Origin of the sequence: Streptomyces sp. NPDC049954 (genome assembly GCF_040656295.1) — a bacterium.
Classification (GTDB): domain Bacteria; phylum Actinomycetota; class Actinomycetes; order Streptomycetales; family Streptomycetaceae; genus Streptomyces.
The window spans coordinates 454,594-474,667 of sequence record NZ_JBFALS010000006.1 but is presented as its reverse complement, the minus strand read 5'-3'; the positions used below and the strand labels follow the sequence as shown (position 1 = coordinate 474,667).

Sequence of the window (20,074 nt, the reverse complement as noted above, 5' to 3'; positions counted from 1 at the left end):
CCAACGACGTCCGCGCGCGGGGCGGGTGCGGGATGATGGAGGGGTCTGTCCCCGAGGTCTTGGAGTGCGTCATGGCCGCCGGAGTGTCCGTCCGCTGCCCGGTCTGCCGCAGCGTGGGCCGCTATGTGCCGCCCGCCCTGCCCTGCGCCTGCGGGCAGCCGGTGACCCCGGCGCTCGTGGACGGGGCGGAGGGCATCGTGCTGGAACACCGGACCTGGGCGGAGGACTGGATAGCGGTGCGCTGCCGCGCCTGTGACCGCACCGACCACTGGCCGTACCCCGAACTGGCCTGTTCCTGCGGCGTGTTGCTGCGCGTCGCGGTCGGGGCGGGCGAGCGGGGCGGTGGCCCGGTGCCTTCGCGTACGCCGTTCCGGCCGGTGCCCATCGCGGACGCCAGGGGCGCGGTGACGGCTGCCGCGCTGTATCTGGGCTGGCTCGGGTACGGCGAGATCCGTCGCGCCGAGGAGCCTCCCCCGCACGGTGTGGCGCTCGCTGCGAAGGGGCTGCTCGCCCACATCGAGCCGACGCCCCGGCAGGTGCGGGGCCGCGACGTGGAGTGCCTGTGGCTCGCGAGCCTGGCCGCCTCGGTCGCCCCGGTGGGCTTCACCCTGGGCGGGCCGAGCCCTGAAGCGGCGCAGAGCGCCGAGGAGTTGGGGGTGCCCCTGTTTCACCTGCAACGCTCCGGAGAGGCGCGCCCGTGCAATCCGCCCGCCGACCGGCTCGCGGCCTCGGGCGGGAAGTGACCGCCCCAGGGTGCCAGGGAGCAGCCTCGGCAAGTGACCTCCCCCAGCGATCCGCTGCGGCTCCGGCCACACCCGGACGGCGGGAACGAGGTGCTGTTCGTAGACTCCGCCCCATGCGCGTCCGCCCCGCCGAATCCGCCGACCTGCCCGTGCTCCAGGACCTCGAAGTCGAGGCGGGCCGGATGTTCCGCACGCTCGGCATGGACGCGGTCGCGGAGGACGAACCGGCGGACCTCGCCACGCTGGAGCGGTACCGGACGGCCGGCGGGGCGTGGGTGCTCGGCACGGAGCCCGGTGTGCGGGTGGCCGCGTATCTGCTGTCCGAGGTGGTGGACGGCGCCCTGCACGTCGAGCAGGTCTCCACCCACCCGAAGGCGGCGCGGCAAGGGGCCGGGGCCCGGCTCATCGAGCACGCCGCCGCACGGGCGCGGGAGGCGGGGCTCCCGGCGCTCACTCTGACGACGTTCCGGGAGGTCCCGTGGAACGCCCCGTACTACGCGCGGCTCGGCTTCCGCCCCGTCGCGGAGGACCGCCTCACGCCGGGGCTGCGGGCGATCCGCGCCCACGAGGCCGCGCTCGGGCTCGACCGGTGGCCGCGCCTGGTCATGCGCCGCCCCGTACCGGCCGGGGCGGACACCGCACCGCCGGGGCCCTGACCGCCGCCGACTCGTCTGCCGGTCAGGGCCCCGGGGCGGACGGGACCGGCTCAGCCGACCTCACCGACCGCCGGTCCCGCCCTCCGCGCGTCCCGCCGGCGTACCGGCGAACGCGCGGGTCCTTGAGGGGTGGTCACCACCCACCCCGCTGGTGAAGCCGCTCAGCGGGCAGCGTTCCGAGGCCGCCCCGGAACCCGCCTCACAGCACTTCGGAGCCCGTTTCGGAGCCCGTTTCAGGGCCTGCTTCAGGGCCTGCTTCAGAGCCAGGTGAAGCGCAGGCCCACGCCGTCGAGTGGTGCCTCGTGGCGACAGGTGTGCGCCGGATCGGTCAGTACGCAGTGCACGACACGCGGGACGTGGGTGTGGCACAGCCTCGCCACCGCGCTCCACACCACCTCGCTGACCTGCCCGCGCGCACCGCACACGGCGGGCGCGAGCGCCTCACCGCCCGGTTCAGCAGGCACCGGACGTCGGGGGCGTGTGGTGGGGGTGCCGTCCGATCTGCACGGTGCAGTCGGAGGCGGCGGACGGATCGGTGCGGCGGCCCGCGCCGGGCCCGTACCCCCAGGCCAGACGGAAGCGCCGCATCTCCTCGGCGCAGCGCTCGCACCCCGGGGCGGGGACCGGGACGCGGGGCACCTCACCGGACAGGTCGATGGGCCGCTCGCTGCCCCTCGCGCCCCTCATGCCGCATCCGGCGGGCGCACCCGGCCCGGACTCGCGGTCCACTCCCGGCCACCGCCGGGGGCCCGCAGGTAGAGCCGGCCGTGCAGGAAGTCCCGTACCACGCAGGGGACTTCACGCACCTCGTCGTAGACCAGCGAACCGATGCGCGGAACGGCCGGCGTCTGATCCTGCTGCCACTTCTCCCGAGCCTGCATTACCACCACCTCTTCCGAAGTTGATCACCACCGGTGATGCGACAACCACCGTCAGTGCGACCACCATGACACAGTTCGTGAATCGATTTCCAGGAAAAGTGCAGACTTGCAGAATGACCACTCCTACGAGTGAAGGACATGGAAAGCTATGGCCGACTGGCCAACAGCGCGTCAGACTGAGCAGCGTTGATGTGTCTCGAAGGGGGAAGAACTCATGGCCGCACCCACCGTGCGCACGCGGCAGCTCGCCGCCGAACTGCGCCAGATCCGTGACGGCCTGGGCCTCCGTATCGAGGACGTCGTGGCCCGTACCGGAGCCGCGCTCAACGGCTCCAAGATCAGCCGGATCGAGACCGGACGGGTCGGCGTCAAGATCGCCGATCTCGAAACCCTGCTCAAGGTGTATGAGATCCCGGAGGACTCCCCCGTCCACCAGCGGCTCATGCGCCTGGCCCGCAGCCGCAAGCAGCGCGGCTGGTGGCAGCCGTACAGCGACCAGATCTCCACGGCCTACGTCGACCTGATCACGCAGGAGGCGGAGGCGACGAGTCAGCGGACCTATCAGGACCGGCTGATTCCCGGCCTGTGCCAGACGGCCGCCTATGCGCGGGCGACCATCAAGGCGATCAACATGACCGATCCGGCGGAGAAGGTCGACACGCTCGTGGAGGTACGGATGGCGCGGCAGTCCGCGCTCACCCGGCCGGAGCCACTGGAGCTGTGGGCCATCATCCACGAGGCGGCACTCCGCCTGCGCATGGCGGACCCCACAATCATGCGTGACCAGTTGCAGCGTCTGCTGGATCTCACCGAACTTCCGCAGGTCTCGATACAGGTACTCCCCCTGGACGCCACCCCGCACCCCGGTCTGTCCGGAGCCTTCACCATGCTCGGCTTCGAACAGACCAAGGATCTGGATGTCGTGCTCGTAGAGAACTTGAAGACCGCTCTCTACGTGGAGAACCCTGCGGAAGTGTCCGTCTACGGCACTGCTTTCGAGCGTCTGCGCGCGGCAGCACGGCCGGTGGACGAATCAGCCGACCTCATCGCGTCACTTAAGGAACAACTCAGATGAACGCCATTCCGAACTCGGCCGTCAGCGGCCTGGTCTGGACGAAGTCCTCGTACAGCGGCGGCAACAACGACTGCGTCGAAACGGCCGCCGGGCAACTCGTCGGCCGCACGCCCGTCCGCGACAGCAAGAACCCGACCGGCCCCGCCCTCTGCTTCCCCGAACTCAGCTGGGACGTGTTCGTCGCGGCCGTGAAGGCCGACTCGCTCGCCTGACCGGGGCCCCGAACGGGAACCCGGCAGTACCCCGGCGGCGTCCCCGGCCCACAACCGGGGGCGCCGCCCTCGACGTTGACGACAAAGTTGATGACAAAGGAGAGCCATGGGAACCGCAACCAGCCTCACCTGGACGAAATCCTCGTACAGCGGCACCAACAGCGACTGCGTCGAGACAGCCGCCGGGCAACTCGCCAACCGCACACCCGTCCGCGACAGCAAGAACCCCACCGGCCCCGCCCTTTACTTCCCCGAACCCAGCTGGTCCGTGTTCCTCGCGGCCGTGAAGGCGGACTCGCTCACCTGACCGGGGCCCCCGAACGGGAACCCGGCAGCACCCCGGCGGCGTCCCCGGCCAACAACCGGGGGCGCCGCCCTCGACGTTGACGACAAAGTTGATGACAAAGGAGAGCCATGGGAACCGCAACCAGCCTCACCTGGACGAAATCCTCGTACAGCGGGGGCAACAGCAACTGCGTCGAGACAGCCGCCGGGCAACTCGTCGGCCGCACCCCCGTCCGCGACAGCAAGAACCCCACCGGCCCCGCCCTCTGCTTCCCCGAACCCAGCTGGGGCGCGTTCCTCGGAGCGGTGAAGGCGGGCACGGTCGGCTGACCAAGGCCCCGCCTTGCCCGGAAACTCCGCGACCTCGGCGTGGACGACGAGCATCCGCGTGGAGACGGCGGAAGCCGCGGATGACGGAAGGTCGCGGTGTCGGGACGGAGACTCCCTTGCCCCGGGTACCCCGGGCCGGTCGGGCCGGGACTCCGATCGCGGTGAAGGCACCCAGGCAACCAAACGGGTGCCTTCACAGCTCGGAGGTCAGGCGCGGTCCGCGCTGAAGCGCTCGTCCACGGATCGAGGCACATGCTCGCCGGGACACGGTCGCCGAGGCGGCCCTCCCACACTGAGTGCCTGACGTGCGCGGAGCAGCCCCGCGCGGTGCGGCCCCGACCGAGAGCCGATGTGGACACGCCGGTAGTGAGTAACGTCCCGCCCGCCGGGACGCGGCCGGCCAAGCGGCGTCTCCTGATCATCGAGGCGGCCACCAGGCTGTTCTCCGAAGTCGGCTACGCGGGCGTGTCGATGGCGGACATCGCCCGTGCGGTCAACGTCCAGCCCTCTTCGCTGTACCGCCACTTCCGCGGCTAGGACGAGCTGTTCGCGGCAGCCGCCAGGCAGAGCCTCGCACCGGCCCGCGCGGCGCTCGAAACACCGGGCGACTTCTATGCGCTGATGCGGGAACTCGCCGCGGCGGCCCTGGACAACCGGGCCGCCGGAGTGCTGTGGCTGCGCGAGGCCGGGTACGCGTCCTCGGAAGTACGCGAGGAACTGCACGAGGAGTTCACCGGGCTCCAGGAGTTGTTGCGAGAGCGTCTGCGTGCGAAGCGTCCCTCGCTGGAAGAGCCGCAGGCCGATCTGTTGGCGTCCAGTGCGCTGGCGGCTCTGGCGAGCGTCTCGTTTCACAGCCTCCACCTGTCGCCGAGGCGCTTCGTCGCGTTGTTGTACGAGGCCGTCCGGCGCATCTGCGACACCACGCCGCCCACCACGCGGGGAGAGGCGTCCGCTGCCGCCACGTTCACCGGGCGGGTGACGATGCGGCCCCGGCGGTAGTCGATCGTGGGGGCGGCGGCCCGGTTGATCACCGAACGGGGCGCGGCCTCCGTCACCGTAGAGGACATCGGGGAAGCGGCCGGAATCGCCGGTCCGAGCGTGTACAGCCACTTCGAGGGCAAGCAGGAGCTGCTGGCCGCAGTCCTCGACCGCGGCAACGAGTGGCTGTGGACGGAGACGACCCGCGTCTTCACCCACGCTCGCAGCGGCCAAGAGGCCCTCGACGGGCTGGTTTGCTCCTATCTGGTCCTGGCCGTCGAGCACGGCATGGCCTCCGTACTCATCGGGGACCTCGGTCAGTTCGCCGAACAGGACCGGGAACGCTTCCGTCAGGCGCAGGCCGACTACCTGCGTGAATGGTCGGCCCTGCTGTATTCCGGCCGCTCCCAGCAAGAGGAGACGGCGGCCCGGGTACGCGTCAACATGGCCGTCATGGCGATCAACCACGCGGTACGCGTGCCGCGTCTGCGCCGTCTTCCCGAGTTGGAGGAGACGCTGTTCCGTATCGCCCGGGCGGCCCTGGGGACGACTGCGGCTGCCTAAGGGTTGTCCCGTGATTGCTGGGCATCACCGGGGAGCGACGCGCAGGTCTCGGACGTACCAGTCAAACCGTGTGCCGTCCTTGCTGTACGACTGCTTGCCGGGGGCGAATCCTGCCCGCCGCGCGACTGCGGCGGATGCGGAATTCTCTGGGTCCACCTGGATCACCGCCTCCGCACCGCCCTCACTTGCCGCGTACTGGGACGCCAGGAGGACCGCGCGGGTAGCCAGGCCGCGGCCCCGCCAGGACGAATAGAGGCCGTAGGCGACGTTCACCTGGCCGGGGGCCAAGCCCTCTCCTGCGAACCGCAAGTCGATCGTCCCCGCGAGTGCCTCGCCGGTGGCGCCCACCCGGATGCCGAACGCGCGGAGAGGCCCGGCCGTGTCCCACTGTTCGCGGCAGTGCCGGAAGTACGCTTCGACGCCCTCGCGCGTGCCGGGGCCGCCGTTGAGCCAGCGGACAAGCAGCTCGTCCTCCCCCGTGAGGTGCGCCTCCACATCGTCCAGGCGCAGCGGCGACAGAGTGATGCTCCCGTCGGACAGCTTCACTTCATGCATCCGCCGATTCTTCACGCCGGCGTCGTGCAGCACCATCGGATTCCACAGGACGTCGTCCAGAGCTCCCCCGCCACAGGAGATGATCTTGATGTGGCTGGTGTGATCACGGCGTCGGAGCCGTCCTGGACAGCCCCGTTCACCGGGCTCAGCCCGCGCGCCTTCGGAAGCTGGTGACGGCGCTGCGGCGCCAGAGTGCGGACACGGTCCGCAAGGGCCGGCCGCGGAGCCTTCCGCTGGAGAACCGGGCACTGTTGGTCGCAGCCTACGGGCGAACGAACCTGACCACGCGGCAGCGCCATGCTCGACATCGCCCGCCTGCACAACCTCGCCCTCGCCGGATAGTTCAGCGGGCAGCACGGCAATCAACCATGCCCGAGGCAACCCGAAGATCATTTACGGGGCACCCCTTGGCGGCCATCGGCGCATGGCTGTGACCAGCACACATCAAGCGCGTCCAACACCGGCCCGCAGGCATGGAGGTGCTCTCACTCCACGGCAGCATTGAGGAGAATCTGCGCCAGCTCGCGCGGCTGGGAGAACATCGGCCAATGGCCGGTGGCCATCTTGACCAGCCGCCAGCGCTTGCTGTTCAGCAGCTCGGCCACATCCTCGTCGGGCTCGGCGCCGTCTGGCTCGGCCCCTGGCATCACGCACAGGATGTATGTCGCCGGAAGTTCACCGAGCGGCCCCGCCAGCACAGCGGGCTCGGTCAGCGTGGCACCTGGGTGAGGCGTCGAGCCACGCACGAGGCGTGCGATCTGCTCATCGGTGAGACCTTCGCCGTCGTAATGAGCGGCTGGGGCGAGCGGCCAGAACCCTCCGCTCTCGGCGATTGACGCCTCCACTGCCGCCCCGCCGTCCGGCCAGGCGGAGACAAACGACTTGCCGTCAGTCGGAACACTTGAGTCGACGAACACCACGCGGGCCAGTCGGTCACCGATCCGCTCCGCGGCCTGACCGACCGGGATGCCCGAGTAGCTGTGACCCACCAGGACCACGTCACGCAGACCCCGGCGTTCCACCTCGGCAACGATGTCCTGGACGTGTGTCGCTTGCCCCGCAGGTACACCCCGCTTGTCAGCAAGACCGGACAGCGTCAACGGACAGACGCCGTGGCCGGCCGCACGCAGATACGGCACCACCTCGCCCCACGCCCACGCCCCCAGCCGTGCACCTGCAACCAGCACGAAATTCACCATGCCCGCACCGTAGCGGGGCAGCCCGACGATCTCTCAGAAAATACTTTCGGTACACGCCCTGGGCCGGCCGTGCGGCCGGGGGCCCGGCCGGAGGCACGGATCAGGTGGCGGCCTCCGCCTCGGCCTCCGCCTAGCCTCGGCGAAGAAGTCGAGAAGGGCGAGGGCGCCGGTCACCGGCTGGTCGCTCAAGACCTGGTGCCCGCACTCTTCGAGCACGTTCAGCCGCGACCGGGGAATGCGCTCGGCCAGTTGACGGGCATTGGCGACGGAGACGAGCCGGTCCTGCGCGCCGTGGAGAACGAGGGTGGGACACGCGAGGGTGCGCAGCTCTTCGAGACGCTCCCAGCCGACGGTGGCGGCGAGTTGCTGGTTGTAGCCCTCCTCCGAGGTGTCGTGCTGGGCGCGGACACCGAGGTCGGCCTCCTGCTCGGCGGGGGTCGCGCGGGCGTAGGTCAGGGCGGCGAGGTGAGCGGTGCGCTCCGTGGGAGGCATCGTCCCGGCCCGGCTGATCGCCTCCAGGCCGGCCTGGTCCTGCGTCATGTGAGGCGAGCCCGCATGAGTGGAGACCAGAGTCAGGCTGGAGACGAGTTCCGGACGGGTGAGCGCGAACTGCTGGGCGATGAGGCCGCCCATGGACATGCCGAGCACGTGAGCGCTGCTCGCTTGCGCCGCGTCGAGAACGTCGGCGACAGCCCCGGCGAGCGTGTCCATGGTGAAGGAGCCCCGCGACGCGGGTACGTCCGGTGCCCAGGTTGTCCAGCGTCAGGACCCGGTGCCGACCGCTGAGCATGGGCACCAGACGGAACCACACGGCGGACGGGGAGCTGAGCCCGTTGACGAGAACGACGGGAGGCCCGTCTCCAGCGGCCTCCCACCAGACGTGGTGCGGGCCCGAGGCTGCGAACGGCCTGACCATCCTCCTTGGTACAGGCGTGGAACGGGGCGGACTCCCGGAGCCCGGATCGTCGCCGGGGGCCGGGGGCTGCCCGGTGGGACGGGGCGGGGTGCGGTCAGGCGCGGGTCATACCGCCGTCGACGTCGAGGACGACGCCGTTGCGCGTTGTTCGCGCTCCTCGCTCCCTTCCTCGCCGCCGATCTGCCGAAGTGAGCCGACGCGACGCCGGGGGATCACGGCCGGCGGCTGGGGCGTTCGTCCCAGCGGTGCGTTGTCCAGGACCGCCGGATCGGGCCGCGCACGGTGACGATCGTGTCGGCGGGGCCGAAGAGGGCATCAACGGCAGTGCCGCGACGCTCGTGGCACCGGGCGGGAGCGTCGCAACTCCATGATCACCGGGGCCTGCCCGTGTCCGTCACTCCGAGGAGGCGGCCTCCCGGATCAGCGGCTCGAACTCCCGCCGCACATAGGCGTCGAACGGCGCGGTCAGGGCACCGTCGATCACCCGTCGCACCCCGTGCCGCGCCGCGAACTCCTTGATGGCCGTGCGGCTGTCCGGCTCCACTCCCCCGCCGATGACCAGCACCCCGAACCTCTCTGCCGCGAGCAGCGTGCGGGCCTCCTCGTCGGTGCTCGCCCCCTGCGCCTCGAAGCCGTCCGCGCGCAGCGTGGCCAGCACCTGCGACACTCTGGCGGGCGTTCTTCCCAGCACCAGCGTTTGCATGGCCGTTCCTCCTCGGTACGCCGTCGACGTCTGCTCAGCCGAACCTAAGGGCTGTCCCGCAATTCCTGGCGGGCGCACGACGACAGCTACGGCACCTCGCCGCGTTGTCGAAACGCCCGAATACATCCAGTATGCGGGCGCTTCTCCGCCTTGCGATGCACCGCATCTGACGCCGTGCGCTGATCCACCAGGAATTGCGGGACAGCCCTTAGAAGCTCAACCCCGCTTGAGGTCAATCCCCGTCGGCTTCGTGACGTCGCTCGGCGCCCGCCCCGCTCATCCCTCCCGGCGCGACTTCCACAGCAGCCACATGAAGTAGGGCGCGCCGATCACGGCGGTGACGAGGCCGACCGGGATCTGCGCGGGCGCGATGACGGCCCGGCCGATCAGGTCGGCGACGACCACGAGGAGCGCGCCCAGGAGCGCGGAGACCGGCAGTACGCGGGAGTGGCGCTGCCCGACGAGGGCGCGCGCGGCGTGCGGGGCGACGAGGCCGACGAAGCCGATCACGCCGACCGCCGCGACCGAGGACGCCGTCAGCAGGACCGCGAGGGTCAGCAGCAGGAGGCGGGTCGTGCCGAGCCGGATGCCGAGCAGCCGCGGGGTGTCGGGGTCCAGGCCGATGAGGTCGAGTTCGCGGCGCCTGAACACCAGCAGCGGCAGCGCCACAGCCAGGACGACGAGCACCGGGACGACCTCGGGGAAACTGCGACCGTAGGTCGAACCGGACATCCACGTGAGCGCCTTGGTGCTGTTGAACGGGTCGGTGAGGGTGATGAGCAGGCTCACGAAGGCCGAGGTGCCGGTGGAGACACCGATGCCGATGAGGACCAGCCGGTTCTGCTCCAGTCCGTGCCGGGCGGCCAGTCCGAAGACGAGTACGGCCGCCGCCCCGGCCCCGGCGAGGGCCGCGCCGTTGACGAACCAGAAGCTGGCGAGCGGTACGGCGGTGATCGTGACGACGGCGCCGACGCCCGCGCCGCCGACGACGCCGAGGATGGCGGGTTCGGCGAGCGGGTTGCGGGACACGGCCTGCACGACGGTGCCCGCGACGGCGAGCGCCGCGCCGGCCAGGAGGGCAGCGGCGACCCGGGGCACGCGGGTGTCGAGCAGGTACGTCACGAACTGGCCGGACCGGCCGCTGAGCCAGTAGCCGACGTCGCCCAGGCGCAGCGTCGCGTCCCCGAGCAGGGTCGCGGCGATCACGGCGGCGACCAGCGCGACACTCACGACGACGAGCGTCACGACGTACGCGCGGCGGCCCCGCAGCTTCGCGAAGGCCGTGGAGCCGCCGGTGTCGCCCGCGTCGCGGGAGCGGTGGGCGAGGAGGACGAGGACGACGGCACCGAACACGGAGGTGACGATGCCGGTCGGGACCGCCGCCCCGCTCTGCGCGCCGAACAGCGCGCGCATCAGGACGTCCGCGCCGAGCAGGACGAGGACACCGGCGAGCGCGGAGGCCGGGACGAAGACGCGGTGGCGCAGCAGTCCGGGCGCCCAGCCGCCCAGGAGCCGGACGACGGCCGGGGCGCACAGGCCGACGAAGCCGATGGGCCCGGCGACGGTGACGGCGACGGCGGAGAGCAGCACGGCGAGGACGACGGCGATACCGCGCGTGACGCGCGGGTTGACGCCGACCGCTGCGGCGCCGTCGTCGCCGAGCGCGAGGATGTCGAGCCGCCGGCCGAGGGCGACGAGGGCGAGCAGGACGACGACGGCGACCGGCGCGAGCCGTGCGACGCCGCTCATCCCGGACTGCGCGAGGCTGCCGTTGCCCCAGGCGAAGAGCCCGGTGGTCTCCTGCGAGCGCAGGAGCAGCAGCATCTGGCTCAGCCCGCTGAACGCGAGGGTCAGCGCGGAGCCGGCGAGGACGAGGCGGATCGCGCCCGAACCGGCCCGCGACAGGCCGAGGACGACGGCGGCGGCGATCAGCCCGCCGAGGAAGGCGGTGCCCCCGGCGGGCAGCGCGGGCAGCGAGACGCCGAAGGCGGCGAAGGCGACGACCGCGAGGTAGGCGCCCGCGTTGACGGCGAGCGTGTCCGGCGAGGCCAGTACGTTGCGCGACACCGACTGGAGGGCCGCGCCGGCCGCGCCGAGGGCGCAGCCGACGAGGAGCCCCGCGCACAGCCGGGGCAGGCGGGAGGCGACCAGCACCGCCCCGGCCTGGTCGGAGCCGTCCCGGTCCGATCCGAGGGTGACGATCGTGCGCCACAGGGTGTGCAGGCTGACCGGTGCCGTGCCCTGGCTGATGTGCACGACGGACAGGGCGAGCAGCACGAGGAGGGCGGTGACGGCGAGCAGGGTCAGGCGGCCGCCGCGGCGCGGCCCGGGCACCACCGGGGTGGTGGCGTCCGGGGCCCGCCGGGGGGTCGCCGTGCCGGTCGCGGGGGCGGGCCGGGGGGTGCGGGTCGGGGTGCTCATGTTCAGTCGGTCAGCGCGTCCACGAGCGCGTCGACGTAGTCCTTGGCGGCGGCGGTGCCGCCGAACATCCAGACGCCGTCGGGCAGTCGGTAGACCTGCTTCTTCTTCACGAAGGGCAGCGACTTCCACACGGCGTTGTCCTTGAGCCCGTCGGCGAAGGGGTCCTTGCCGTCGACGGAGTTGAAGATGTACGCGAAGCGGGCGTCACCGATCTTGGTGAGGCCCTCGACATCGGTCGAGCCGAGGCCGTACGCCTTGTCGCCCTTGACCGTCCACGGGTCGACCAGGCCGAGTTCGGTGTTGAGGTCGGAGAGCAGCGAGCCCTTGGCGAAGGGGCGCACCGAGACCTGGTTGCCCTCCTTCCAGCCGTCCGCGAAGGCGAGCTTCTGGCCCTTGAGCCCGGCCTTGTCGAGCTTCTCGCGGCCGTCCTCGATCGCCTCGTGGAAGGACGCGGTCTCCGCCTCGGCCTCCTTCTCCTTGCCGGTGGCCTTGGCTATGAGGTCCATGGTGTCGAGCATCTGGTCGATCTGCCGGCTCGCGTCGGCGGCCTTCGTGACCAGGACGGGGGCGACCTTGGACAGCTGCTTGACGGCCGAGTCGGACAGGTCGGTGGTGGCGACGATCAGGTCCGGCTTGAGGGAGGCGACGGTGCCGAGGCTGGGCTCGCCGCGGGTGCCGATGTCCTTGGCGCCGCCGCGCAGCGGGGCCGCCTTGTCCCACGCGGTGTAGCCCTTGACGTCGGCGACGCCCACCGGGTCGACGCCCAGCGTGACGAGCGACTCGACGACGTTCCACTCGGTGCCCACCACCCGCTTGGCGGGGCCGTCGAGCTTCACCTTCTTGCCCGTGGCGTCGGTGACCGTGAGCGAGGAGCCGGCCTTCGACTCCTCCTTCGGCGCCTCGGTGCTGCCGCAGGCGGCGAGCGCGACCGCCGAGGCGACGGCGATCACGGGCCAGGCCAAACGCTTGCTGTTCATGAGGGTCTTCAGGGCCTTTCGGTGCGGAGGTGGTGTCTGCCCACCGCACGGGTGCGGGGGATGTCGGTGGCGGGGTCGTGGGCGACCTCGATACGGATGCCGTAGGTGTCGGTGAGCCGCTGGGCCTCGTACACCTCGGCGGGGGTGCCGGCGGCGACGACGCGGCCGGACTTCAGCAGGACGACCCGGTCGGCGACGGCGGCGGCCTGGTCGAGGTCGTGCAGGACGACCCCGACGGTCACGCCGTGCGTGTCGGCCAGGTCGCGGACCAGGTCGAGGATCTCGACCTGGTAGCGCAGGTCCAGGTAGGTGGTGGGCTCGTCGAGCAGGAGGACGTCGGTGTCCTGGGCGAGGCAGCAGGCGAACCAGACGCGCTGCAACTGGCCTCCGGACAGGTTCTCGACGCCCCGGTCGGCGAGTTCGGTGGTGTCCGTGACGGACAGGGCGTGCTCGACCAGGCGGGGGCCCTCGGGGTCGGTGCCGCGGAACCGGTGCCGGTAGGGGTGGCGGCCGAAGCCGACCACCTCGCGGACGCTGAGCCCGGCGGGCGCGGTACGGCTCTGTGCGAGCAGCGTGATCCTGCGGGCGAACTCGGTGCGGGAGAGGGCGAGCGCGTCGACCTCCCCGGTGTCCTCGGCGGACACCGTGACGCTGCCGGTGCGGGCCCGGTGCAGCCGGGCTATCGAGCGCAGCAGGGTGGACTTGCCGCTGCCGTTGGGACCGATGAGCGCGGTGACCTTGCCGCGCGGCAGGCGCAGGTCGGCCTCGTGCACGACGTCGGTGCCGTCGTAAGCCACCGTCATGCCGCGCGCGTCGAGGCCCGTCGCGGGCTCGGCGGCCTCGGGCCCGCAGCCCTGCGCCAGGTGCCCGGCGGCAGCGGTCACAGGCAGGGCCCGCCGCTCCGGGCCGTCTTCTCGGTCGAGTGCAGTCACGATCACGAGCTGAGGTTAACCTAACCTAAGTTAATAGGGGAATCCAGCCTCGCGATCGACTTTTTCGGCCGAAACGGCCGGGTATGAGCGCCCCTGCGCGGCGCGAAACGGCGCGGGCCGCCGGTCCCACGGAGGGACCGGCGGCCTGCTGTTCGGTGAGGGACGGGCGGGTCAGCGGTGGGTGCCGTACCTCGTCTCGAAACGGTGGAAGGCCGCCTCCTGGCGCCATTCGACGGTGGCCTTCGCGCTGGCGGCCAGCAGGTCGCGACACCTGGGCCCCGGCTCCGAGACCCCGGGCAGCGCTCCGCGGCACGCGGCGACCGGTGTCCATCCCTGCCGGGTGGGGTTGCCGGCCCACAGACTGGCGCCGGGCAGGAAGGCGTACTCCAGGGAGGCGCGGGCGAGGTCCTTCAGCTCGGGGTAGCCGAGGCCGTAGGTCCGGTGGGCGTAGGCGTACTCGTGACCGATGTCGATGCGCGAGACACCCGGGTCGTCGGTGGCGAGCACGACGGGGACCCCGAAACGCCGGTAGGTCGCGAAGGGATGGTCGTCCCCCTTGACGCCGAGGATCTGCGCGTTGCTGCTGAAGGGCACCTCGACGGCGATCTCCCGGGCGGCCATGGTGCGCGCGGTGCGCCGCCAGCCGTCCTCGTGGACGAGGTCCACCCCGTGCCCGATCCGCTCGGCCCCGGCGACGTTCACGGCCTCCTTGATGTGGAAGGAGAGGTCCTCCGGCTTGACGAGGCCGGGCCACAACTCGCCCGCGTGCAGCGTGACATGGGCCTTCGGGTACACACCGCGCAGATAGTGGAGCATCCGCATCTGGAGGCTGTAGTCGGCCAGCGCCCGCTCGCCGTCCTCGGGCTGCACGAGGTTGACGGCGACGAAACGGTGGTCGCGTTCGGCCAGCCGCATGCCGAGCGCCATCTGCGTGAAGACGCGCTCCGGGGCGCTGCCGCGCGAGACCTGGGCGACCCAGCGCACCGTCAGCCCGCAGGCGGGGCGGGCCTGCGCGCTGCCGCAGTGCTCGACGGCGCGGAACTCGGCGTCGGCCTCGTCCGACTCCCGGCCCGCCTCGGTCACGAGCCGGTCGAGGCGGCCCGCCGCGGTGAGCTTGCGGTGCAGCGCCGCGAGGTCCTGGTCCCAGCCGACCTCGGCGGCGAGCTTCTTCGCGCCGTCCGAGGCGGGGGTGACGAGGGTCTCCAGGTAGAACTGGTTCTGCGCGACGACGGTGTCGGCGACGTTGGCGAGCAGCTTCCCGCGATGACGCGAGGTGACCTCGCCGAACTTGCCGAAGGTGTCGAAGAAGTGGTCGTGCCCGTTGCCGTCGGCCGGGAAGTCCTGCATCGACCAGGACCGCACGATACGGTCCCGGAACCCCTTGTCCGTCCGCGCCTCTGCGGCCGGCCGGGTGCCGGGCCCGCACGGCGCCGCGAGGGCCGTGTACGTCGCCGTGTCGATGCACAGCCCGTCCTCGGCGGCCAGTTCGACGAGGTACTCCGTGGAGACGGCTCCGGACAGGTGGTTGTGCAGGTCGCCCCCCTTCGGCAGGGCGGCGAAGAAGCGGCTGAGCGAGCGGGGTTCGTCCCGGACGGCGTCGAGGTAGGCGCTCGCGCCCCTCTCCGCCGCCGTCGCCCCGCGCGCGCCGCCGTCGGCGGCGTGGGCGGCGTGGGCGGCAGGGGCAGGGACGAGCAAGGCGGACAGCGAGAGCAGGCCGGCGGCGAGGGACAGGCCCCGGCGTCCGGGGCCCGCGGTGCGGGGGAGTTGAGAATTCACGCGCCCATGATCAGCGGCAGTCACCGCCCCTTACCGCCCACTTCGGCAGAAGATCACCCGGTTGGCCGAGAAAAGCCACCCGCGGGCCACCAGGCCCTCACTCCGGACCCATGGGCACACGGCCCTCAACTCCGCTTTCGGTCAGACGGGTTGACCGAAAGTCCACCCTTGACCGAACACCGACAACACGCGGACGATGCCGTGTCCCGTCCCACTCCCCACGCCACCGGAGTCCCCATGCGCCGGAACACCACTCGTCCCCCGAAGTCCCCGCGCCGGGCCGCCCTCCCGCTCGCCGCGCTGGGCGGAGTCCTCGCCCTCCTGCTGGGACCGGCCGCCCAGGCGGGCGCCTCGGCCGAAGCGGTCGCCGCCGCCCCCGACATCGCGGTCGCCGACGTGAAGGCCGACCTCAAGGCCCTCCAGGACATCGCGACCGCCAACGGCGGCAACCGCGCCCACGGCCGGGCCGGCTACCGCGCCTCGCTCGACCTCCTCAAGGGCAGGCTGGACGCGGCCGGATTCACCACGACCGTCCAGCAGTTCACCTCGGGCGGGGCGACCGGCTACAACCTGATCGCCGACTGGCCGGGCGGCGACACCGGGAAGGTCCTGCTGACCGGGGCCCACCTCGACTCGGTCACCGCGGGCCCCGGCATCAACGACAACGGCTCCGGCTCCGCGGCCGTACTGGAGACCGCGCTCGCCGTGGCCCGCACCGGCTTCCACCCCGCCAAGCACCTGCGGTTCGCGTGGTGGGGCGCCGAGGAACTGGGCATGGTCGGCTCCAAGAACTACGTCAGCAAACTGACGACCGCCCAGCGCTCCACGATCTCCGGCTACCTGAACTTCGACATGGTCGGCTCCCCGAACCCCGGCTACTTCGTCTACGACGACGACCCGGCCATCGAGAAGACCTTCCAGCAGTACTTCACCGGCCTCGGCATCGTGACCGAGCCGGAGACGGAGGGCGACGGCCGCTCCGACCACGCCCCGTTCAAGAACGCGGGCATACCCGTGGGCGGCCTGTTCAGCGGGGCCGACTACATCAAGACCGCCCAACAGGCCGCCCAGTGGGGCGGAACGGCGGGCAAGGCCTTCGACGCCTGCTACCACCGCTCCTGCGACACGCTCACCAACATCGACGACACGGCACTCGACCGGCACAGCGACGCCGTCGCCTACGCCGTGTGGAACCTCGCGGGCTGAGACGGGGCGGTGCGGGTGCGGACGCCCCGGGCGCCCGCACCCGCGGCTACGGCACCCCGGGCTCCCCCGCCGAGGTCGCGGCGGTGCCCCGCGCCCCGTACCGCTCGCGCAGTTCGATCTTGCGGACCTTTCCCGAGACCGTCATCGGGAAGGAGTCGAGCACCCGCAGCAGGCTCGGGATCTTGTAGTGGGCGAGCCGGTCGCGGCAGAAGTCCTGGAGTTCGGCGAGGACCGGCGGGTCCCGCGGATCGCGCGGGACGACACAGGCCAGGACCTCCTCCCCGTACCGCTCGTGGGGGACGCCGACGACCTGCACGTCGGCGATCTTCGGGTGGGCGTACAGGAACTCCTCGATCTCCCGGGGGTAGATGTTCTCCCCGCCCCGGATCACCATGTCCTTGATCCGGCCGACGATCTCGACGTATCCGTCCTCCCGCATCACCGCGAGGTCCCCGGTGTGCATCCAGCGGCCCGCGTCGATCGCCTCTGCGGTGCGCTCGGGCTCCTCCCAGTAGCCGAGCATGACCGAGTAGCCCCGCGTGCACAGTTCACCCGTGCCGCCGCGCGGGAGGGTCACCCCGCTCACCGGGTCGACCACCTTGACCTCGATGTGCGGCAGCACCCGGCCGACCGTCGCGGTACGGCGTTCGAGGTCGTCGTCGCTCCGGGTCTGCACCGAGACCGGGGAGGTCTCCGTCATGCCGTAGCAGATGGACACCTCCGCCATGTGCATCTCGGCGACCACCCGCTTCATGACCTCCACGGGGCACGGCGAGCCGGCCATGATGCCGGTGCGCAGCGTCGACAGGTCGTAGGAGGCGAAGCCGGGCAGGTTCAGCTCCGCGATGAACATCGTGGGCACCCCGTACAGGGAGGTGCAGCGCTCCTGGACGACGGCCTCCAGCGTGGCCCGCGCGTCGAAGGAGGGCGCGGGAATCACCACGCAGGCGCCGTGCGAAGTGGCCCCGAGGTTTCCCATGACCATGCCGAAACAGTGGTAGAAGGGCACCGGCAGACACACCCGGTCGGCCTCGGTGTAGCCGACCGTCTCCCCCACCCAGTACCCGTTGTTGAGGATGTTGTGGTGGGAGAGCGTGGCCCCCTTCGGGAAGCCGGTGGTGCCCGAGGTGTACTGGATGTTCACCGGGTCGTCGCAGGACAGGGTGGCTTCCCTGGCGGCGAGTTCGTCCTCGGGCACCCCCGCCCCGGCGGCGGTCAGCGCGTCCCAGGAGGGCTCACCGATGTACACCACCTCGCGCAGTGCGGAGCACTCCGTACGCACCTCCTCGGCGAGCGCGCGATAGTCGGTGCCCTTGTGCCCGGTCGAGGCGACGAGCAGCCCGGTGCCGGACTGCCGCAGCACGTGGGCCAGTTCATGCGCGCGATAGGCCGGGTTGATGTTGACGAGGATCGCGCCGACGCGGGCGCTCGCATACTGGAGCAGCACCCATTCGGGGCAGTTGACGGCCCAGACACCGATCCGGTCGCCCTTCATGACCCCCCGGGCGAGCAGCCCGCGCGCCAGTTCCCCGACGGCCGCGCCGAACTCGGCGTAGGTCCAGCGCCGCCCGGAGGGCACGTCCACGAGGGCATCATGTGCGGGGAACTCCCTTACCACGCGGGCCAGATCGGCGCCGATGGTGTCGCCCAGCAGTGGCGTCCGGGCGGTGCCGTGCGCGTAGGACAGCGCGGGGCGCGCCGTGGCCTCGGCCGCGGTGGGGGCGCTCATCGGTAGTCCTCCTCGCGGTACTCGGCGTCCGAACCGGCGGCGGTCGCCTCGCGCAGCTCGATCCGGCGGATCTTCCCGGAGACCGTCTTGGGCAGCGGGCCGAACTCCAACCTGCGCAGCCGCTTGTAGGGGGCGAGGACCGCGCGGGAGTGCTCGAACAGCAGCTTCGCGGTGTCGGCGCCCGGCTCCCAGCCCTCGGCGAGGACGACGTACGCCTTCGGGACGTTGAGACGCAGGGAGTCGGGGGCGGGCACGACGGCGGCCTCGGCGACGGCCGGGTGCTCCAGCAGCGCGCTCTCCAGCTCGAACGGGCTGATCTTGTAGTCACTGGCCTTGAACACGTCGTCGGCGCGGCCGATGTACGTCAGGTAGCCCTCGGCGTCGCGCGCGCCGATGTCGCCGGTGCGGTAGAAGCCGCCCGCGGTCGCGGCGGAGGTGCGTTCCTGGTCGCCGTGGTAGCCGTTCATGAGGCCCGCCGGCCGCGCGGACAGGTCGAGGCTGATCTCGCCCTCGGCTGCGCCCGGCTCCCCGGTGACGGGGTCGAGCAGTTCGATGACGAATCCGGGGCTCGGGCGGCCCATCGAGCCGGACTTGACGGGCTGCCCCGGGGTGTTGGCCACGGCGACCGAGGTCTCGGTCTGCCCGAACCCGTCCCGGATGGTCACGCCCCAGGCCCGCTTGACGTGCTCGATGACCTCGGGGTTCAGCGGCTCGCCCGCCGCGACCACGGAACGCGGCGGGGTGCGCAGCGCGCTCAGGTCGGCCTGGATCAGCATGCGCCACACGGTGGGCGGGGCGCAGAAGCTCGTGACGCCCGCGCGGTCCATCTCGGTCATGAGGCGGCCCGCGTCGAACCGTGTGTAGTTGAAGAGGAAGACGGTCGCCTCGGCGTTCCACGGGGCGAAGAAGTTGGACCAGGCGTGCTTGGCCCAGCCCGGCGAGGAGATGTTGAGGTGCACGTCGCCCGGGCGCAGCCCGATCCAGTACATGGTGGACAAGTGGCCGACCGGATACGAGAGATGGGTGTGCTCGACCAGCTTGGGCCGGGCCGTCGTGCCGGACGTGAAGTACAGCATGAGCGTCTCGTCGCAGCGGGTCGGCCCGTCCGGGGTGAAGGCGGCGGGGGCGTCGGCCGCGTCGGCGTGGGAGAGCCAGTCGGGGCGGGGCGCGCCGACCGCGATCCGGGTGTAGTCGCCGGGCACCTCCTCGAACTTCGCGGTGTCCTCGGAGCGGACGATGACGTGCCGGGCCTCGCCGCGGTCCACCCGGTCGCGCAGGTCGAGGGCGCCGAGCAGGGGCGTGGCGGGGATGACGACGGCGCGCAGCTTCATCGCGGCGAGCATCAGCTCCCACAGCTCGGCCTGGTTGCCGAGCATCATGAGGATGCGGTCGCCGGGCCCGACACCGTGCCCGCGCAGCCAGTTGGCGGCCCGGGAGGAGCGGCGGGACATCTCGGCGTAGGAGATCTCGACGCTGCCGCCGTCCTCCTCCACGATGTGCAGGGCGGTGCGGTCGTTGCCCTCGGCGATCCGGTCGAACCAGTCGAGGGCCCAGTTGAACAGTTCGGGGCGCGGCCAGCGGAAGGTGTCGTAGGCGGTGCGGTAGTCCTCGCGGTGCGCCACGAGGAAGTCGCGCGCGGCCCGGAACTCGCGGGTGGCCGAGGGCTCCTGGGAAGCGGGGGCGCCGGTCGGGGACGCGTCGGAGGCAGGTGCCCCGGGCGCGGGCGCCGCCGAGCCGGGCGCCCCCGGAGCCCGCGCGTCGCCGCCGGGTCCGGCCGCCTCGCCTCGGGGCGCGGCGTCCCGGTCCGCGTGTCCTTCGGGGGGCGTTGCCGTCATGTGTCCTCCTGGTTGCCAGACCTCTCCCCACCATCGTGTACGCGTGACGTGGGTCTCACTACCCCTGTTCGGGGGTGGCGGCGTATTTTTCCTGGGCGCGG

Annotated in this window: 22 protein-coding genes and 2 pseudogenes; 11 read left to right on the top strand and 13 right to left on the bottom strand. The window is 71.7% G+C overall.

Annotated features, from left to right (window positions below):
* Window positions 1–71: 71 nt before the first annotated feature.
* Together AB0J21_RS16590 and AB0J21_RS16585 are read left to right on the top strand one after the other, a co-directional pair.
* A complete protein-coding gene (locus AB0J21_RS16590) occupies window positions 72–743 on the top strand; it encodes a hypothetical protein (protein WP_363146659.1) in 672 nt (223 codons plus the stop codon).
* Between the two features lie 113 nt (window positions 744–856).
* On the top strand, window positions 857–1,399 hold the full coding sequence (locus tag AB0J21_RS16585) for a GNAT family N-acetyltransferase (protein WP_363146658.1): 543 nt from the start codon (window positions 857–859) through the stop codon (window positions 1,397–1,399).
* Window positions 1,400–1,656: 257 nt separating this feature from the next.
* Here AB0J21_RS16585 and AB0J21_RS16580 read toward each other — a convergent pair whose 3' ends face one another.
* Genes AB0J21_RS16580 through AB0J21_RS16570 form a run of 3 tightly spaced genes read right to left on the bottom strand, consistent with a single transcriptional unit; the run spans window position 1,657 to window position 2,280 of the window.
* Complete coding sequence (locus AB0J21_RS16580; protein ID WP_363146657.1) at window positions 1,657–1,863, bottom strand: hypothetical protein; 207 nt, start codon at window positions 1,861–1,863, stop codon at window positions 1,657–1,659.
* Window positions 1,853–2,086: a hypothetical protein gene (locus tag AB0J21_RS16575; protein ID WP_363146656.1), complete on the bottom strand. Its 234-nt coding sequence runs from the start codon at window positions 2,084–2,086 to the stop codon at window positions 1,853–1,855. The genes AB0J21_RS16580 and AB0J21_RS16575 overlap by 11 nt, the downstream gene beginning before the upstream one ends.
* The gene (locus AB0J21_RS16570) at window positions 2,083–2,280 is read right to left on the bottom strand and encodes a hypothetical protein (protein WP_363146655.1); all 198 of its coding nucleotides are present in this window, start codon (window positions 2,278–2,280) and stop codon (window positions 2,083–2,085) included. The genes AB0J21_RS16575 and AB0J21_RS16570 overlap by 4 nt, the downstream gene beginning before the upstream one ends.
* Window positions 2,281–2,494: 214 nt before the next feature.
* Between AB0J21_RS16570 and AB0J21_RS16565 the strand changes: the two genes are divergently transcribed.
* From AB0J21_RS16565 to AB0J21_RS16535, 7 genes are all read left to right on the top strand, one after another.
* Window positions 2,495–3,355 carry a helix-turn-helix transcriptional regulator gene (locus AB0J21_RS16565; protein WP_363146654.1) on the top strand — a complete coding sequence of 287 codons (861 nt, stop codon included), beginning with the start codon at window positions 2,495–2,497 and terminating at the stop codon, window positions 3,353–3,355.
* Window positions 3,352–3,567: a DUF397 domain-containing protein gene (locus AB0J21_RS16560; RefSeq protein WP_363146653.1), complete on the top strand. Its 216-nt coding sequence runs from the start codon at window positions 3,352–3,354 to the stop codon at window positions 3,565–3,567. Before AB0J21_RS16565 ends, AB0J21_RS16560 begins: the two co-directional genes overlap by 4 nt.
* Window positions 3,568–3,673: 106 nt before the next feature.
* Complete coding sequence (locus AB0J21_RS16555) at window positions 3,674–3,874, top strand: DUF397 domain-containing protein (protein ID WP_363146652.1); 201 nt, start codon at window positions 3,674–3,676, stop codon at window positions 3,872–3,874.
* Between the two features lie 107 nt (window positions 3,875–3,981).
* Window positions 3,982–4,182 (top strand): DUF397 domain-containing protein, encoded by a 201-nt coding sequence (locus AB0J21_RS16550; protein WP_363146651.1) that lies wholly within the window; start codon window positions 3,982–3,984, stop codon window positions 4,180–4,182.
* A 366-nt stretch (window positions 4,183–4,548) separates the two neighbouring features.
* Window positions 4,549–4,719 carry a helix-turn-helix domain-containing protein gene (locus tag AB0J21_RS16545; RefSeq protein WP_363146650.1) on the top strand — a complete coding sequence of 57 codons (171 nt, stop codon included), beginning with the start codon at window positions 4,549–4,551 and terminating at the stop codon, window positions 4,717–4,719.
* 84 nt (window positions 4,720–4,803) lie between these two features.
* On the top strand, window positions 4,804–5,181 hold the full coding sequence (locus AB0J21_RS16540; RefSeq protein ID WP_363146649.1) for a hypothetical protein: 378 nt from the start codon (window positions 4,804–4,806) through the stop codon (window positions 5,179–5,181).
* A 6-nt stretch (window positions 5,182–5,187) separates the two neighbouring features.
* Complete coding sequence (locus tag AB0J21_RS16535; RefSeq protein WP_363146648.1) at window positions 5,188–5,724, top strand: helix-turn-helix domain-containing protein; 537 nt, start codon at window positions 5,188–5,190, stop codon at window positions 5,722–5,724.
* A gap of 24 nt (window positions 5,725–5,748) precedes the next feature.
* Here the strand turns inward: AB0J21_RS16535 and AB0J21_RS16530 are convergent, their stop codons facing one another.
* Complete coding sequence (locus AB0J21_RS16530; RefSeq protein ID WP_363146647.1) at window positions 5,749–6,315, bottom strand: GNAT family N-acetyltransferase; 567 nt, start codon at window positions 6,313–6,315, stop codon at window positions 5,749–5,751.
* Between the two features lie 54 nt (window positions 6,316–6,369).
* Between AB0J21_RS16530 and AB0J21_RS16525 the strand changes: the two are divergent.
* A pseudogene (locus tag AB0J21_RS16525) lies at window positions 6,370–6,572 on the top strand (IS5/IS1182 family transposase); the annotation flags it as partial.
* Window positions 6,573–6,764: 192 nt separating this feature from the next.
* On the opposite strand, the gene AB0J21_RS16520 reads toward AB0J21_RS16525, so the two are convergent.
* The 7 genes and pseudogenes from AB0J21_RS16520 to AB0J21_RS16490 all read right to left on the bottom strand — a co-directional run bounded on the left by AB0J21_RS16520 (window position 6,765) and on the right by AB0J21_RS16490 (window position 15,203).
* Window positions 6,765–7,478, bottom strand: coding sequence for an alpha/beta hydrolase (locus tag AB0J21_RS16520; RefSeq protein WP_363146646.1), 714 nt, complete (start codon window positions 7,476–7,478; stop codon window positions 6,765–6,767).
* Window positions 7,479–7,511: 33 nt separating this feature from the next.
* Window positions 7,512–8,222, bottom strand: a pseudogene (locus AB0J21_RS16515) (alpha/beta fold hydrolase); the annotation flags it as partial.
* Window positions 8,223–8,788: 566 nt separating this feature from the next.
* Window positions 8,789–9,097 (bottom strand): hypothetical protein, encoded by a 309-nt coding sequence (locus AB0J21_RS16510; RefSeq protein WP_363146645.1) that lies wholly within the window; start codon window positions 9,095–9,097, stop codon window positions 8,789–8,791.
* Between the two features lie 276 nt (window positions 9,098–9,373).
* On the bottom strand, window positions 9,374–11,518 hold the full coding sequence (locus AB0J21_RS16505; RefSeq protein WP_363146644.1) for an iron ABC transporter permease: 2,145 nt from the start codon (window positions 11,516–11,518) through the stop codon (window positions 9,374–9,376).
* Between the two features lie 2 nt (window positions 11,519–11,520).
* Entirely contained in the window at window positions 11,521–12,495 is a 975-nt protein-coding gene (locus AB0J21_RS16500) for an iron-siderophore ABC transporter substrate-binding protein (RefSeq protein ID WP_363146643.1), read from the bottom strand.
* Between the two features lie 8 nt (window positions 12,496–12,503).
* Window positions 12,504–13,298: an ABC transporter ATP-binding protein gene (locus AB0J21_RS16495; protein WP_363146739.1), complete on the bottom strand. Its 795-nt coding sequence runs from the start codon at window positions 13,296–13,298 to the stop codon at window positions 12,504–12,506.
* A 300-nt stretch (window positions 13,299–13,598) separates the two neighbouring features.
* Entirely contained in the window at window positions 13,599–15,203 is a 1,605-nt protein-coding gene (locus tag AB0J21_RS16490; protein WP_363146642.1) for an adenosine deaminase, read from the bottom strand.
* Between the two features lie 237 nt (window positions 15,204–15,440).
* Here AB0J21_RS16490 and AB0J21_RS16485 point away from each other — a divergent pair, with 237 nt between their 5' ends.
* Complete coding sequence (locus AB0J21_RS16485; protein WP_363146641.1) at window positions 15,441–16,409, top strand: M28 family metallopeptidase; 969 nt, start codon at window positions 15,441–15,443, stop codon at window positions 16,407–16,409.
* Window positions 16,410–16,455: 46 nt separating this feature from the next.
* Here AB0J21_RS16485 and AB0J21_RS16480 read toward each other — a convergent pair whose 3' ends face one another.
* A complete protein-coding gene (locus AB0J21_RS16480; protein ID WP_363146640.1) occupies window positions 16,456–18,138 on the bottom strand; it encodes an AMP-binding protein in 1,683 nt (560 codons plus the stop codon).
* Window positions 18,135–19,973: an AMP-binding protein gene (locus AB0J21_RS16475; RefSeq protein ID WP_363146639.1), complete on the bottom strand. Its 1,839-nt coding sequence runs from the start codon at window positions 19,971–19,973 to the stop codon at window positions 18,135–18,137. The genes AB0J21_RS16480 and AB0J21_RS16475 overlap by 4 nt, the downstream gene beginning before the upstream one ends.
* Between the last annotated feature and the right edge of the window lie 101 nt (window positions 19,974–20,074).